The organism is Streptococcus cristatus (assembly GCF_003943535.1).
Classification (GTDB): domain Bacteria; phylum Bacillota; class Bacilli; order Lactobacillales; family Streptococcaceae; genus Streptococcus; species Streptococcus cristatus_L.
Genome location: NZ_RJPU01000001.1, coordinates 393,708 through 408,252, shown reverse-complemented (window position 1 = coordinate 408,252; position 14,545 = coordinate 393,708). Strand labels below are relative to the sequence as shown.

Genomic DNA, 14,545 nt, shown 5'->3' with positions numbered 1-14,545 from the left:
ACTTATTCATTCATATTTTTAAAGGTCACTTTAGCTTCTGGGTCAATACCAGTCACAATCGCTCTATAATATTGCTCGGCTGATTCTGTGATAAGATTTTTATATTGTTTAAGATACTCTTCTTGTTCTTTATTGCTAAGAGATTTAGCAACATGTTCTCCAGTATCAATATTTTCTGTTGAACCGCTCAACAACTGTCCACTCGTATCATATAGTTTATATCGATCTTTGGGATTATCAGGTATCTGAACTCCTATAACTTCATATTTAGGGATAGTCAGCTCATACTCATGCTCAGCAATTTTCCTAACCTTGACTCCTTCCTTAATTCCAAATTTAGCCGTATAATTAATAATAATGATTGCTTTCTTAACAGAGAGTGGAATACTGATATTAGTACCAGGTATTTTTTTATCTTTCTCAATCGTTTCAACTTTTTGAATTCCCACATTCAAAAAAACACTTTCATTAACTTTTTCCAAGTGAGTTATCTGCGTGTAGATTTGGCTTCGTTCATCTGAAGCGTTTTTCCCTTGGAAATATCCAACGATATTATAAGTTTTCGCAACAACAAAAAAGATAGCGAGAACGGCTACCACAATCCAAACGTAAATCTTAGCTCCCAAAACTTTTCTTATGAAATTCTTAACTATTTTCATTATCCTATTTCCTCCGAATCAAAAATGCTGTTCCAAGACTAATTATAGCGAGGATAGCTGATAAATAGGGATTCAGCGGAAAAAGAAGGACAATTAAAAGCAACAACAAAACAAGTGATGCAATTTTTACTATTTTCATAATATAACTCCTAAAACCTTTTCAATAAAAATTATATAAATATATATACCTTTTGTCAAGCGGTTCCAAAGAGAATAATACATCAAAAATCCCCCAGCAGTCTCCTGCTAGGGGAAAATTATATAGAACAAAGCTAAAAATCTTTCTTTGTAGACCCTATCAGTCTATTAAAGCTTGTTACCCAATCAAACTTCCATTTGTCACTTTCTCGTCCACGGTAAGGAGAGTCAGTTTGTCGCCGTGTTCAGCTGAGAGAATCATGCCTTGGCTGATGCGGCCCATCATTTTGCGCGGCTTGAGGTTGGCTACGATTTGGACTTTTTTACCGACCAGTTCTTGCTCGTTTGGATAGTATTTAGCAATACCAGAGAGGATTTGGCGGTCTTCGCCATCTCCAGCATCTAGGCGGAACTGGAGGAGCTTATCAGAGCCTTCAACCTTAGAAACTTCTTTGACTTCTGCAACACGGATTTCTACCTTATCAAAGTCGTCAAACTTGATCGCTTCACGGTTAAGTTTGAGCTCCACTTCTTCAGGATTCCATTCTTTTTCAACCGCAGGTTTGTTACCTTCCATTTGTTCCTTAATATAGGCAATTTCTTCTTCCATATCCAGACGAGGGAAGATGGGCGTCCCTTTTTCTACAACTGTCAGACCTGCTGGGAGCTGGTCAATTGCTAGGTTTTCTAGTGAAACTGCTTGAGGCAAGCCAAGTTGGCTGAGGACAGCCTTGCTGGTTTCCATCATGAAAGGCTCAATCAAGTGCGCCACAACACGAAGGCTAGCTGCCAAGTGGCTCATGACTGCTGCCAGTTCTTTGACCTTGGTTTCATCCTTAGCCAGAACCCAAGGAGCGGTTTCATCGATGTATTTATTGGTGCGGGAAATGAGCGTCCAGACTGCTTCTAGGGCGCGTGGGTAGTCCACTGCATCCATGTGTTTGTAGTAGTCAGCGATGGATTCAGCTGCCACCTGAGCCAGAGCTCCGTCAAAATCCGTTACATTTTCTTCATAGGCTGGCACTTGACCGTCAAAGTACTTATTAATCATGGAAACAGTACGGTTGAGGAGGTTTCCAAGGTCGTTGGCTAGCTCGTAGTTGATACGGCCAACATAATCTTCTGGCGTGAAAGTTCCGTCTGAGCCGACCGGAAGACTGCGCATGAGGTAATAGCGTAGGGCATCCAAACCATAGCGTTCTACCAGCATTTCCGGATAGACCACATTGCCCTTAGACTTGGACATCTTGCCATCTTTCATGACAAACCAACCGTGAGCAATCAGGCGGTCAGGCAGCTTGATGTCCAGCATCATGAGCAAGATTGGCCAGTAGATAGAGTGGAAACGCAAAATGTCCTTGCCCACCATGTGAAAGACTGTTCCGTTCCAGAATTTATCGTAGTTGGCATGGTCTTCCTGACCATAGCCAAGGGCTGTCGCATAGTTGAGCAGGGCATCAATCCAAACATAGACAACGTGTTTAGGATTTGATGGCACAGGCACGCCCCAAGTAAAGGTCGTCCGAGATACGGCCAAGTCTTCCAGGCCCGGCTCGATAAAGTTTTTCAGCATTTCATTGAGACGGCCATCAGGTGTGATAAAGTTTGGTTGAGATTTGAAAAATTCTACCAAGCGGTCTTGGTACTTGCTGAGGCGAAGGAAGTAAGACTCTTCTGATACCCACTCCACTTCGTGTCCAGATGGCGCAATTCCGCCAGTTACTTTCCCATTTTCATCACGGAAGACTTCAGCCAGCTGGCTTTCAGTAAAGAATTCCTCATCAGATACAGAATACCAGCCTGAGTATTCACCCAAGTAGATATCATCTTGGGCTAAGAGACGTTCAAAGACATCAGCTACAACCTTTTCATGGTAGTCATCGGTCGTCCGGATAAATTTATCGTAAGAAATATCTAAGAGTTGCCAGAGTTCCTTAACGCCAACCGCCATACCATCGACGTAAGCTTGCGGGCTGATACCAGCTTCCTCCGCTTTTTGCTGGATTTTTTGACCGTGCTCATCAAGACCAGTCAGATAGAAAACATCGTAGCCCATGAGACGCTTGTAGCGAGCCAAGACGTCGCAGGCAATAGTCGTATAGGCAGACCCGATATGGAGCTTACCAGACGGATAGTAGATAGGGGTTGTAATATAAAATGGTTGTTTTGTAGTCATTTTTAATCCTTTCAAGGCTAATGAAACCTTTTTTGATAACACTTCATTATATCATATTTCCTAGCGATTGAAAGAGGGGACCTGACATTGATTTTAGACGTTCTTCTCTTAAAATAAATAAGGACAAGAGGTTTTATTCCATAGTTTCTTTCGACGATAGTAATAGTAAAGAACAGCTCTATTCATCAAATCGGTTGAGAAACGATCTTCTTAGTTTGTTCATAATTCTTTTCTAGGGCTATAATAAAACACCTTGATTTAGCCATCTATTTTGTTCTGGCCAAAGTTCGCTATTTCCCCAAAACTTGCCAATTCTTGCTAAATTATAGTAGACTATATAAAAAATATTTAAGGAGATTACTACATGATTGATGCATATAAAAAATTTTGGAAGGGCTATGTGGATTTCACCGGTCGCTCAACTCGCCCAGAATATTGGTGGCCAATTCTCTGCCATTTTTTAGTAATGATACTAATACTTTGTACTGCTCTTCTGATTGAGACGGTTTTGAACTCTGAGACTGGAGGAGCCTTATCTACCGCCTTTGCTGGCCTGATGGTTATCTATTACATTGCAATTCTGCTTCCCTCTCTCGCCATTCAAGTTCGACAATTGCGAGATGGTGGCTATCATTGGGCTCTTCTCTTTTTGTACTTGGTCCCACTTTTTGGTTGTTTTATTCTATTTATTTTTTATTGTCAGCCTACAAAATATGAACCCGTTAGCAATGATTCCTATAGTAATACAAACTATCAAGAGCAGCAAAATTACCAACAAAATTTTGTGGCAACTGAAAACGAGTAAAGCCCATTGAATCAAACAAAAAGTATTCTACTTTAACAGGCCTCCCAAAAAGTTAGATTTTTTGTGTCTAACTCTTTGGGAGGCCTATTAAATTCATCTGATTTTTTATGTTTGTTAAACCATATTATTTTTCCACAGCTTCATTATAGATTCGAATCCAAGGAGCAACTTGATTTATTACATCTAAAAACTGTAATAAGTCAATATATTTTTGATCCGTATAAGGTCCAAAAGCTAGACGAATATCTTTGTTAGAACTCATTGGATTGTAATACAGATACAGGTGATGAACTTTTGCATACTTTGTTTCTTGCACTTCCTCAATCTTAATGGTCACATCAACTAAATCAGAAAGCATGAGAAATTGGAAATAAGCATCCACCCGTATGATGGCATCCTTGTAGAGATAAAGAGATAGGCTTTCACGCGCATAATGAGAGTCACTATAAATCAGTTGAAAATCCTTTTCAAGCTCTGGAAAGTAAGAATAAAGTTCTTGACAGCGTCGCAAACTCTTTTCCCTATTGACTATAGCAAGGCAAGTAAATAGGCCACTCATTGCCATTAGCAAGATGATTAAAATCAGGGTCATTCTCCCCCCGACTTCATCTGTCTGTGACAAAGCCAAGAGCAAAACGAAAGCCCCTAGACCACAAAAAATAGGAAAAAATAATTCCTTATAAAATTTAACATTTATTTTTTCTTGCACCAATTATCCTCTCAATCCAAACATGGCTGGTTTTACACCTCGATCCTAGGCCCAAGGATTATAAAAGCGTCCTTGATTGACAACAAAAAGAAGAAGGCTAAGGACTAGTAGAAGGACGGACACCACGATTACAAGCTTGTCTAGTTTGCTGAAGGCTTGCTGGGTGTACCAGGTTCGCTTTTTGTTTTTCCCAAAGCGGCGCAACTCCATGGCCGTTGCGATAGTGTTGATTCGCTCGAGCGAGCTGAAAATCAGGGGAATGACGATTTGCAGATTGCCCTTGACCCGCTTGCTAAGGGGAGCTTTCTTGGATAATTCTTGCCCACGCGCCTCCTGAGACATCTTGATGAGGTAAAATTCCTCCTGCAAATCTGGAATATAGCGCAGGGTCAGACTGACCGCATAGGCAATCTTATAGGAAAGGCCGATTTGATTTAGACTGGAAGCAAATTGACTGGGATGGGTGGTCATGAGAAAGATCACCGCTAGGGGAATCGTTGAGAAATACTTGAGCAAAAGATTCAAGAGATAAAAGAGCTCCTGAAGCGTGAGATTATAAGCTCCCCATCCTGTCCAAAGCAGATTCTTTGCTCCATAAATCTCCACCCCATACTGCGGGGCAAAGAGATAGACCATGAGAATATTCAGCGCTGCAAAAGTTCCCGCAAAAGCCAAAACGAAAGAAATGTCTTTCAGCCGAATCTCAGACACTCGAAACAACATCAGGGAAGCCAGAGCCACAAGAAGGAGGAAACGCGTATCGTAGCTCATCATGGCCGCCACCGAAACTAGGATAAAAAAGATCAGTTTGCTAGCACCAGAAAGAGCATGGAGAAAAGTCTTTCCGGCATGGTAGCCAATCAATTTCTGTTGATTAAACATGACTTTCCTCCTTTTTTCGCATGTAAAATTGAGTCAGAGCTAGCGGATCCACTCCCAGCTTCTCAGCTAGGCTAAAAATCGAAGTTTCCTTTAGATTGGCCGCTGCAATCAACTCATGATTGGACAAAACCTGAGCAGGCGACTGGTCTGCTAAAATCTGGCCGTCCACCACTACGATTGCCCGATCCGAATAATCCAGCATGAGCTGCATATCATGGGTAATCATGATAATCGTGTGCCCCTGCTGGTTTAGCTCATCGAGAAAGTCCATCATTTCTGTGTAATGGCGCTGATCCTGACCAGCTGTTGGCTCATCCAAAAGGATAATCTCTGGATTTAGTACCAAGATAGAAGCAATGGTCACCCGCTTCTTCTGACCAAAAGACAGGGCTGAGATTGGCCAACTGCGGAATTCATAGAGACCACAAGTTTTGAGAACAGCATGAACTCTTTCTTCAATCTCTGCTTCTGCCAAACCACGCAACCGCAGTCCCAGAGCCACTTCATCAAAGATCATTGTGGTCGAAATCATCTGATTGGGGTTTTGCAGAACATAGCCAATCCGCTCTGCTCGCTCCTTGATAGAGTCGCACTTGATATCCCGTCCCTGCCAACGATACTCCCCTTCTGTATCAATAAAACGACAGAGAGCCTTGGCTAGAGTAGACTTGCCAGCTCCATTTTTCCCAACGATGGCTATCCGCTCACCCTTGAAAATCTTCAGACTGATATCCCGCAAAATAGGTCTCTTGCTCTGATAGGCAAAGGAAACATGGTCGAGTTCCAAAAGTGCTTCGTGACGACTGTCATCCTGCTCTGCTTTTTGCTCGGTCAGACGCTGCGAAAGTTCTGTAAGCTCCAGCTTTGTAAAATCAGCCAGATGAGTCGCACTTGCCACATCAAAACCAAGCTGCCGCAAGGCTGTGATATAGAGGGGTTCTCGGATCCCATTTTCTGCCAAGAGCTCTGTCTTGAGCAAATCATCTGGCGCACCGTTAAAGAGAATCTCCCCATCATTGACGAGGGCAACTCGGTCAACAGGTCGATAAAGAACGTCTTCCAAGCGATGCTCGATGATGATGGTCGTGGTCGCAGCTTCTCTATGAATCTGATCAATCAAGTCAATCGTGTCCTGACCAGACTTAGGATCGAGATTGGCCAAAGGCTCATCAAACAGCAAAATTGGACTCTCATCAATCAAGACACCCGCCAGACTGACCCGCTGCTTCTGCCCACCAGACAAGTCTTGAGGACGATGGTCCAAAAGCTGCTCTAGTTCCAGCTGCTTGGCCCAACGCAGGACTTTCTCCCGCATCAAGGGCAAATCCACCATATCATTTTCCAAGGCAAAGGCCAGATCCTCTGCCACACTGAGTCCGATAAACTGACCATCCGTGTCCTGCAAGACCGTGCTAACAAGATTTGACTTGTCATAAATACTGCTATCAAAGGCTGGCTGCCCCTTAATTAAGAGTTGCCCACTAGCCTGACCCTTGTAAATATTGGGAATAATGCCGTTGAGACACTGACCTAAGGTTGACTTACCAGAGCCAGACGGCCCAATCAGCAGGACCTTTTCCCCCTCATAAATGGTCAGATTGATATGCTTCAAAGTCGGCTCCGACTGAGCCTGATATTGAAAACTAAAATCTTCAAATTGAATAATTGGTTTTTTCATGTTTTTTCTATAAGGCCAGAGCGATCTGAATCGCCAGATTAGCCACCTTGTCTTTCTCGTCTAAGTCCGCATGATTAGCCAGATTGCGCATGTCCCAAGCCTCCTCAGACAGATGATCCGCCGCATAAAAGAACTGGCAAACTTGAACGCCACGAAAGGCCGCTACAGCCGCTACAGCCGAGCACTCCATATCCACACAGATAGCTCCCGCCTCTTTTCGCCTGCGCAACTTGTCCGCAGTCTCTCGGAAAATGCCATCGGTCGTCCAAACCTTGCCCAAACTATAGGAAATCCCTCGCTGCTCAAGGAAATTTACCAGAAAAACCTGCAAGCCGACATTGACCGCTATCTCCGAACTAGCCGGCTGGTAATGATAACTAGTCCCCTCATCGCGCAAAGCCGCCGTCGGAATAATGACGGATGTTTCTTTGATATCCTCGTCCAGCACACCACAAGTCCCAAAGAGAACCAGCTTTTTCATACCAAAAGCAATCAAATCCTCCAGAATAGCCACACAAGCAGAAGCACCAACTGGTACATTAAAAAGAGCTAACTCCTGTCCATCCGCAAAGACCCGATAGATAGGAATTTCAATGTTGGCCATAGATGTCGTCGTAATCAACTCATGGTCAAAATCCGCCAACATTCGGGCAAAGGTCTCCCGAGCAAAGCAGGACACTGCCGTCTGCGGAAAGCCTTCAACAGGCTCTATCAAATCCTCTGGATTGATGATGGCCTTACGGTTTTGATCAAACTCTTCAAGAATCATCGGCTTGTTTTGTCCCTTTCTTTAGCATGAAATAGCCAGCTAGCATCCACTGACTCTATCCTACTATTGTATCATAAAAAGGCAGTCTACTGACTATTACCAGCATATTTTCTAGCTAGCCAAGGATATAGGCAGACTCTATAGCAGGGACAGGCTCAAGCGCATTTCAAAACAAAAAAGATTGGGATAAACCCCAATCGATACACCAATATACCCTATACCATTTAAACTATCCTCTCATCTCAGCGGCTTGTATATTCACTTTTTCTTTCTAAATCTATCTCTATCAAATTCCTTATCTTGGATCATATCTGAGGACACTTCTATATGTTTGATGGGAGTTGTTTCTTCGACATCATTGCGGTGTTGATAAGCATAGATAATATGAAACCAAGTTCGATATAAGTAAGGACCCATAGTCATAAAGAGAAATGACATTCCCCATCCCCAAAAATACTCATACCCTAACATACCTAAAAAAACACAGCAAAGAGATAAAATTAATGGTGGCCCCATTACAAAATTATATACATTTCTAATAGCCTTGGCAGATATAATCTCTTCAGAGTCCAAGTCAACCAAACAGCTCATGACGATAATAATCACAAGGGCATAGATAAGGGGGAGGGAAAGTTTTAAGCCAATAAAACTATGGTCACCGCTCATAGCGCTAAAGCCAACAATGGCATAAACATGACCAGTCAGATACATTAGATAGGTCCCAAAACTTGTTAAAACCCCTCTCTTAAGGTCCAATAAGAAAAACAGATTTAAAATCCAAGTAACAATCCCTGCAATAAGCAGACCTTGATATAATGATGGATTTTTTAGGACTTCTAAGCCTCCTGCCAAAAACATAAAAAATACTAAGGGATAAAAAATTATAATCCCACATACAACTCCCCAAAGAGGGACGGGTCCTTGTACACTCCTGCTTTGAAATTCAAAAGTTTTTTTAATTCGTTCCAGTATCATTTAAACCATCCTCTCATACCTTTTATCAGGCTATAAATTACTGTCTTAGGATTGTCTGAAGAGGTACCTTATGACAAATAACTTCTAACCTTTGTTAGCTGGTACTTGATACCACCTATCGATCTACTAAAAGCTGATTTCTAAGCTTGTAGCCCAGATAAATTAATCTTTATTTTTCACCATTATAACTTAAAAGAAGCATTTTTTCTAGCTTACTCATTAGAGAACAAAAAAATCCCAAGAGAAAACTCTCGGGATTTCTACCCTACTCCCAATCAGTAAACCAGTACGTTTTGACATTAGTTTGCTTCTTCTAAGTACCTCTTCGCTTCCTGAACATAGAAGAGCTCAGGATTTTCATTTGTAATACTCTCAAATAAGGCACGTGTGCGTTCCTTATCACCTTTCAATTGCGCATTAAGAGCACTGTAATAAGAAAACATAATTCGAGACAGTTTGTTCTGAGGTTCTGTTGTATCAAAATAGTCATTCGTTCTTTTATCACAAATAATATCAAAGGTTGCTTGTAAAAATGAAATATCTTTTATCTTGTGTTTCATTTGAGATTTATATGAACCTGATAATCTGTTCATTTCTTTTAACAATTCTTGTGCCTCATACAATCTTTTAGAATGCACTAAATCCAATATTTTATAATAATAGCCATTAAATATGTAATTAAAACTATCTCTTTTTTTCAAGCTACTATTCTGTATTTCGTCCAAATAAAGTAGGCTTTCTTGAAAATTTCCTTTATAAAAAGAAACCGTCGCATTCGCTAATAACTTAGATAAGAGTTGTGTTTTCTTATTGTAAGAACTTAAATAGGCTTTGTTAATTATATCTAAATATTTATCTAACTCAATATTGTTATTTAATAGCTCAAACAAGCTAAGATCTAACAAAATTTTTGAGAATAAAATAATAAACAAAATGATAATTAGTAAAAACATTATTCCCTTTGTGAACAGTGTAGATGGATGATTAAAAAGATAAATATAGAAAATTATTGTTGAAAATATTAGTATAAAAAAACAATATTTCCAAATAATTTTTAAAAAAATGAATTCTATTTTTTGAACTGGCCAACTCAAAATGCTATCAATAATTTTTTTCATAAAACACCCCTTATTTATGAAATAGTCTCTTCTAAAGTTTATACAAAATACAGATATAGATTCTTCCAGCCTCATATTTAATAAGTCTTACCTTATTATATATGAGGGCCTTATCTCGCAACTTCTAAATACTTCTTCGCTTCCTGAACATAGAAGAGCTCAGGATTTTCACTGGAGATACTTTCAAACAGACTATGTGCATAGGCTTCATCACCTTTTAACCGAGCGTTAAGCGCACTGTAATAAGAAAACATAATTCTAGACAGTTTGTTCTGAGGTTCTGTTTTATCAAAATAGTCATTCACTTCCTGATTGAACACGATATCCTTGATTGCCTCTGCTTGAGAAACCAGGGCTCCCTTAGTATTTTTCCAGTCAGATGCTTTCAATAATTTTTCTTCAAAGTGGACTATTGCCCTTTGGTCCTGTAAATGAATAGAGATGAGAAGTTGATAATATGATTGACTCAATACGTAGCTAGGTCTATATTTTAAAGCTATGTTTGTAAGATCAATATTTGATAAATATGATTGTGCTAATAAAAAATTCCCCTTTAAAACAGATATCTCACCGTTTACAAACTCAAGACTAGTTATATATAGCTTCTTGTCCGCCCTACGAGAATGTTCTGCTGCATATTCATAGAATAACTGATATTTCTTTAGGTCAATACCTACTTCTTTCCAATATTTTATTACATTACCTATTAACCTTTTCAAAAAATAGGCATTGAATAAAAATAGCACAGATAAAAATAAGAGGATACGAACTACAACTATACTTTGTTTTATTAATAAAAAGAAACCTATACTAGCCAAAAATACTGATAATACTGCTGAAAATATTGATATTCTATCAAGAAGCAAAAAGTTTAATTTTATATCATTATTTGCCAACTTCGCTGTTAGTTTTTTCATTTTCTTTCTCCGTATTATGATTACCGTTATTAAATAATGTGACAATCTCCTTTACAAAAAGAGATTTTATACCATTTTTAGACTTATAGAAAAATCTTATTTATTAAAGCACCCTTTAGTACTCACAGTATTATAATAATTATAGCATAAAGATTTTTCACTTTATATGTATAATTGCAGCACCCTTCTTACACTATCGCAAAATAAAAACTTTAGACAGTATCCGCCTAAAGTTTTTTTCTTCACGATTCAATTACTGAGCTACCAGTGTCTCCAAACTTTCCCCAATCGCAGCCAAACGCTCTATCACTTCATTTTTGCGTCAGCTTCTGATTGTAGGCCAAGGCTAGCTTGATCCAGTAAGGCAGTTCCTTTTGTCCTTCGCCATCTAAATCAATATAGCCATGATAAAGCCTACCCTTCATCACTGTGACACTGGCACCATTTTTAGGCAGGACCTGCTTTTCCATTTCCTTACCGATGCGTACCATGACAAGCTCTTGACCTCTCGAACTCACAGTAACGGTCATCTTACCTCGGACCATAAAAGCCAAACCACCAAACATCTTCTTCTCTTCCACCTCTTCTTCAAAAACATGAGGAGGAAGTTCAGTAGCTAAAATGGCACGGACTTGCTGGGCTAAGGATTCACTATAAGCCATCCTTCTGCCTCATTTCATCACATCCCAGCCGATACCAAAACGGTCAATCAAGCGGCCATAAAACTCTGCGAAAGCTTGTTCCTCTAAAGGATAGAGAATTTGTCCACCTTCAGCAAGCTTAGCAAAGAGCTCATCGGCTTCTTCTCTACTATCTGGGCTCAGAACCAACCATTGATTAGGCTGATGATTGCTAGGAATAGATAGGTCATTAAAAACACCTACATCCTCACCATTCAGGGTCAAGTTTTCTGTATCTAAAGCAATCCAGGCAAGCTTATCCCGTTTTTCTGCAGGAAGGTTTGCTGGATCCATCATCTCACTGGCTCGTACAAGTCCCTTTATCTCTGTCTGAAAAAGATCTGCATAAAAACGAAAAGCTTCTTCGGCCTGACCATTAAAACTTAAAAACACGTCTAATTTCATTATTGTTCCTCCAATTTTTTATATCTGAGAATAAATCTCTAGTATCAGTTTATCAATTAAGATAAAAATTTTCTTATTCTCAATTGCGCTTGTTTGGCTAGGGAACGCATGATTAAAACTGGAAGATTAACTGTAATAGGTGGATCGCTGGGCAAGGGCCTGCGCATGCTGATTTCCTCCTGATAGATGCTATCGCCTGAAAAAGTGAGAGGCTCATCGCTGCCCCAGCGAAAGTTATGCTTCAAGACATAGTTTTTAGTTAGGCATAAATCCTCCAGCAATTCACAGGCCAAAAGATAGTAGTGACCATCCGGTACATTTTCAAAAATAAACCGGCTCTCCTGACTCAGTGCTACTCCGATAACCGGCTCTTCTTTGGGTATGCGGGTTTTAAAAAGCCCGACACAACTAATACGTGGTTCATACCCCTCAGGATAAGATAGCGTCACAGTCAATCGATTGCCACTTTTACAGTCGGGATCCTGATGCAAGAAAGCTCCCTTCTCATCCAGCTGTTTGACCATGAAATCATAAGCCTTGGTTGATTCCTGATAGTATTTTTTAGGCGAAAGTCCAGTATGCCGCTTAAACGTATTGGAGAAGCTGCCTAGGCTATCATAACCAGCTTCCATAGAGGTATCCGTCACATTTTGCCGCCCTTCCACAATCTCCTGAATCCCTTTTTCCATCTTAAGAGCTTCCACATATTGCTTGATAGAAAAGCCCATCTTTTTCTTGAAAGTTCTGGATAGATGGGAAGGGCTATAGTGGAAATACTGAGCCAAATCGGTCAGACTCAGCTCTTCATCTGCATACTGACGCAGATACGCTGCCACTTCTTCCATGATAGCTTTAGACATAGACTTGCTCCTTTCCCATTTATTAAGCCCATTATATCACATCAAAAAGAAAGGACAAAACATCGAAACCTGAATAAAGAAAAGCTAAGCTGCAAATAAATAATGAAAAAACTTTAGACACTATCCGTCTAAAGTTTTTTATCTTCACAATTCAATTACTGAGCGACCAGTGTTTCCAAGCTTTCTCCAATCGCAGCCAAACGCTCCATTATTTCTGCCTGGCTCAGGCCGTTTTCAGCCACATAGCGGTTACGAGGGTGAACGCGACATTCGTGAGAACAGCCACGGAGGTATTTGTCTTCATTTTCTTCTGAAGTCAGGATGCGGCGGTTACACTCTGGATTGCCACAGTTGACATAGCGCTCGCAAGGAGTACCGTCAAACCAGTCTTTCCCAATCACGACTGGGTCAACATGGTTGATATCAACGGAGATACGCTCATCAAAGACATACATCTTGCCGTCCCAAAGTTCACCCTGAACTTCTGGATCTTTACCGTAAGTTGCGATTCCTCCGTGCAATTGACCGACATCCTTGTAGCCTTCACGAACCATCCAGCCTGAGAATTTCTCACAGCGAACACCACCAGTACAGTAAACAACCACGCGCTTGTCCATGAACTTCTCTTTGTTATCGCGAACCCATTGCGGCAATTCGCGGAAGTTGCGGATGTCTGGACGAATGGCCCCACGGAAGTGACCCAGGTCGTACTCATAGTCGTTACGAGTGTCTAGGACAACTGTATCTTCGTCAAGAAGGGCTTCTTTGAACTCTTTTGGAGACAAGTAAGCACCCGTTGTTTCAAGTGGGTTGATGTCGTTGTCAAAGTCATTGTCTTCCAAGCCCAAGTGCACAATTTCTTTCTTGTAGCGAACAAACATTTTCTTGAAAGCTTGCTCGTTTTCTTCGTCAATCTTGAACCAAAGGTCTTCCATGCCTGGAAGGCTGTGAACGTAATCCATGTATTTTTGAGTAGTTTCATAGTCACCAGAAACCGTTCCGTTGATTCCCTCATCTGCTACCAGGATACGGCCTTTCAGACCAATGGATTTACAGAAAGCCAGATGATCAGCTGCAAATTTCTCAGCATTCTCAATCGGAACATATTTGTAGTAAAGTAGGACGCGAATATCTTTTGCCATAAGATTTCAACTCTCTTTTCTCTATAAAATTTTCTGAATTTTTTAATTCATCTATTTATTATAACCTGATTGAAAAAACTGGGCAAAAAATTTGTTTGGAAAATAGCAGAGCTAGAATCTCTACGTAGAAAAGCAGGTTAGCTCTCTTTCTCCAATTCTTCCAAATACTTCTCGAAGCGATTCTTCTGCCACTTGCTGAGACTCTCCAAGAGAATATTGACCAGCAGCATCAAGGAAAGTGAATGACAAAAGTAATTAAAATAACAAATAGAAACATGGGGTGAAAAACACTATTGTGATAAATAGCATGATTGAGCTGGAAATTCTGGCAGGCAATCAAAAGGGTCAGAAAGCCTGTCGCAGCCAGTACCCCCCCCAGATAGTCAGACTGAAACTATTGTAATAATTAGCCCCCAGATACTGAGCTCGACACATGAAATAAAGAGAGGCAATGGCAATCAAAACCAAGAAGGGCTGATAGTTAATGGCTCCAGCATTCATAGCTACAGAACCAGCTTATAAGGCTAGACTACCATACAGCAAAAGACTAAAAGCCTCCATGCCGGCCTTGTTGACAAGCTGCTCTTCCCGTTCGTCTAAGATTTGACGATTAATAAGTTTCATTTTCATTT

13 protein-coding genes and 3 pseudogenes are annotated in these 14,545 nt (G+C 40.6%); 1 reads left to right on the top strand and 15 read right to left on the bottom strand.

Annotation, left to right across the window (positions count from 1 at the left end; all coding sequences use genetic code 11):
- Positions 1–2: 2 nt before the first annotated feature.
- Positions 3–659 carry a DUF4230 domain-containing protein gene (locus tag D8790_RS02190; RefSeq protein ID WP_125387416.1) on the bottom strand — a complete coding sequence of 219 codons (657 nt, stop codon included), beginning with the start codon at positions 657–659 and terminating at the stop codon, positions 3–5.
- 316 nt (positions 660–975) lie between these two features.
- Complete coding sequence (gene metG, locus D8790_RS02185) at positions 976–2,973, bottom strand: methionine--tRNA ligase (RefSeq protein ID WP_125387415.1); 1,998 nt, start codon at positions 2,971–2,973, stop codon at positions 976–978.
- Between the two features lie 364 nt (positions 2,974–3,337).
- Here metG and D8790_RS02180 point away from each other — a divergent pair, with 364 nt between their 5' ends.
- Positions 3,338–3,778 carry a DUF805 domain-containing protein gene (locus D8790_RS02180; protein ID WP_125387414.1) on the top strand — a complete coding sequence of 147 codons (441 nt, stop codon included), beginning with the start codon at positions 3,338–3,340 and terminating at the stop codon, positions 3,776–3,778.
- 124 nt (positions 3,779–3,902) lie between these two features.
- Here D8790_RS02180 and D8790_RS02175 read toward each other — a convergent pair whose 3' ends face one another.
- From D8790_RS02175 to D8790_RS02120, 13 genes and pseudogenes are all read right to left on the bottom strand, one after another.
- Positions 3,903–4,370 carry a hypothetical protein gene (locus D8790_RS02175; protein WP_260470256.1) on the bottom strand — a complete coding sequence of 156 codons (468 nt, stop codon included), beginning with the start codon at positions 4,368–4,370 and terminating at the stop codon, positions 3,903–3,905.
- Between the two features lie 162 nt (positions 4,371–4,532).
- On the bottom strand, positions 4,533–5,369 hold the full coding sequence (locus D8790_RS02170) for an energy-coupling factor transporter transmembrane component T family protein (RefSeq protein WP_125387412.1): 837 nt from the start codon (positions 5,367–5,369) through the stop codon (positions 4,533–4,535).
- Positions 5,362–6,165, bottom strand: a pseudogene (locus tag D8790_RS11035) (energy-coupling factor ABC transporter ATP-binding protein); the annotation flags it as partial. The gene D8790_RS02170 and the pseudogene D8790_RS11035, both read right to left, overlap by 8 nt.
- 27 nt (positions 6,166–6,192) lie before the next feature.
- A pseudogene (locus D8790_RS11030) lies at positions 6,193–7,047 on the bottom strand (ATP-binding cassette domain-containing protein); the annotation flags it as partial.
- A gap of 7 nt (positions 7,048–7,054) precedes the next feature.
- Positions 7,055–7,816: a nucleoside phosphorylase gene (locus D8790_RS02160; protein WP_125387410.1), complete on the bottom strand. Its 762-nt coding sequence runs from the start codon at positions 7,814–7,816 to the stop codon at positions 7,055–7,057.
- A gap of 258 nt (positions 7,817–8,074) precedes the next feature.
- Positions 8,075–8,791, bottom strand: coding sequence for a hypothetical protein (locus tag D8790_RS02155; RefSeq protein ID WP_125387409.1), 717 nt, complete (start codon positions 8,789–8,791; stop codon positions 8,075–8,077).
- A gap of 299 nt (positions 8,792–9,090) precedes the next feature.
- Complete coding sequence (locus D8790_RS02150; RefSeq protein WP_185761889.1) at positions 9,091–9,909, bottom strand: hypothetical protein; 819 nt, start codon at positions 9,907–9,909, stop codon at positions 9,091–9,093.
- Positions 9,910–10,019: 110 nt separating this feature from the next.
- Entirely contained in the window at positions 10,020–10,826 is an 807-nt protein-coding gene (locus D8790_RS02145) for a hypothetical protein (protein ID WP_260470255.1), read from the bottom strand.
- Positions 10,827–11,137: 311 nt separating this feature from the next.
- Complete coding sequence (locus D8790_RS02140) at positions 11,138–11,488, bottom strand: TfoX/Sxy family protein (protein ID WP_125387408.1); 351 nt, start codon at positions 11,486–11,488, stop codon at positions 11,138–11,140.
- Positions 11,489–11,497: 9 nt separating this feature from the next.
- Positions 11,498–11,911, bottom strand: a complete 414-nt coding sequence (locus D8790_RS02135; RefSeq protein ID WP_002907088.1) for a VOC family protein — start codon at positions 11,909–11,911, stop codon at positions 11,498–11,500.
- 56 nt (positions 11,912–11,967) lie between these two features.
- A complete protein-coding gene (locus D8790_RS02130) occupies positions 11,968–12,771 on the bottom strand; it encodes a helix-turn-helix transcriptional regulator (protein ID WP_125387407.1) in 804 nt (267 codons plus the stop codon).
- Positions 12,772–12,926: 155 nt separating this feature from the next.
- Positions 12,927–13,913 carry an oxygen-dependent tRNA uridine(34) hydroxylase TrhO gene (gene trhO / locus D8790_RS02125; protein ID WP_125387406.1) on the bottom strand — a complete coding sequence of 329 codons (987 nt, stop codon included), beginning with the start codon at positions 13,911–13,913 and terminating at the stop codon, positions 12,927–12,929.
- A gap of 137 nt (positions 13,914–14,050) precedes the next feature.
- Positions 14,051–14,543: pseudogene (locus tag D8790_RS02120) on the bottom strand (DUF6773 family protein).
- Positions 14,544–14,545 lie beyond the last annotated feature (2 nt).

Excerpts from the sequence above, each read along its gene's own strand:
- D8790_RS02190 (WP_125387416.1), bottom strand. The coding sequence starts at position 659 with ATGAAAATAGTTAAGAATTTCATAAGAAAAGTTTTGGGAGCTAAGATT.
- metG (WP_125387415.1), bottom strand. The coding sequence starts at position 2,973 with ATGACTACAAAACAACCATTTTATATTACAACCCCTATCTACTATCCG.
- D8790_RS02180 (WP_125387414.1), top strand. The coding sequence starts at position 3,338 with ATGATTGATGCATATAAAAAATTTTGGAAGGGCTATGTGGATTTCACC.
- D8790_RS02175 (WP_260470256.1), bottom strand. The coding sequence starts at position 4,370 with ATGACCCTGATTTTAATCATCTTGCTAATGGCAATGAGTGGCCTATTT.
- D8790_RS02170 (WP_125387412.1), bottom strand. The coding sequence starts at position 5,369 with ATGTTTAATCAACAGAAATTGATTGGCTACCATGCCGGAAAGACTTTT.
- D8790_RS02160 (WP_125387410.1), bottom strand. The coding sequence starts at position 7,816 with ATGATTCTTGAAGAGTTTGATCAAAACCGTAAGGCCATCATCAATCCA.
- D8790_RS02155 (WP_125387409.1), bottom strand. The coding sequence starts at position 8,791 with ATGATACTGGAACGAATTAAAAAAACTTTTGAATTTCAAAGCAGGAGT.
- D8790_RS02150 (WP_185761889.1), bottom strand. The coding sequence starts at position 9,909 with ATGAAAAAAATTATTGATAGCATTTTGAGTTGGCCAGTTCAAAAAATA.
- D8790_RS02145 (WP_260470255.1), bottom strand. The coding sequence starts at position 10,826 with ATGAAAAAACTAACAGCGAAGTTGGCAAATAATGATATAAAATTAAAC.
- D8790_RS02140 (WP_125387408.1), bottom strand. The coding sequence starts at position 11,488 with ATGGCTTATAGTGAATCCTTAGCCCAGCAAGTCCGTGCCATTTTAGCT.
- D8790_RS02135 (WP_002907088.1), bottom strand. The coding sequence starts at position 11,911 with ATGAAATTAGACGTGTTTTTAAGTTTTAATGGTCAGGCCGAAGAAGCT.
- D8790_RS02130 (WP_125387407.1), bottom strand. The coding sequence starts at position 12,771 with ATGTCTAAAGCTATCATGGAAGAAGTGGCAGCGTATCTGCGTCAGTAT.
- trhO (WP_125387406.1), bottom strand. The coding sequence starts at position 13,913 with ATGGCAAAAGATATTCGCGTCCTACTTTACTACAAATATGTTCCGATT.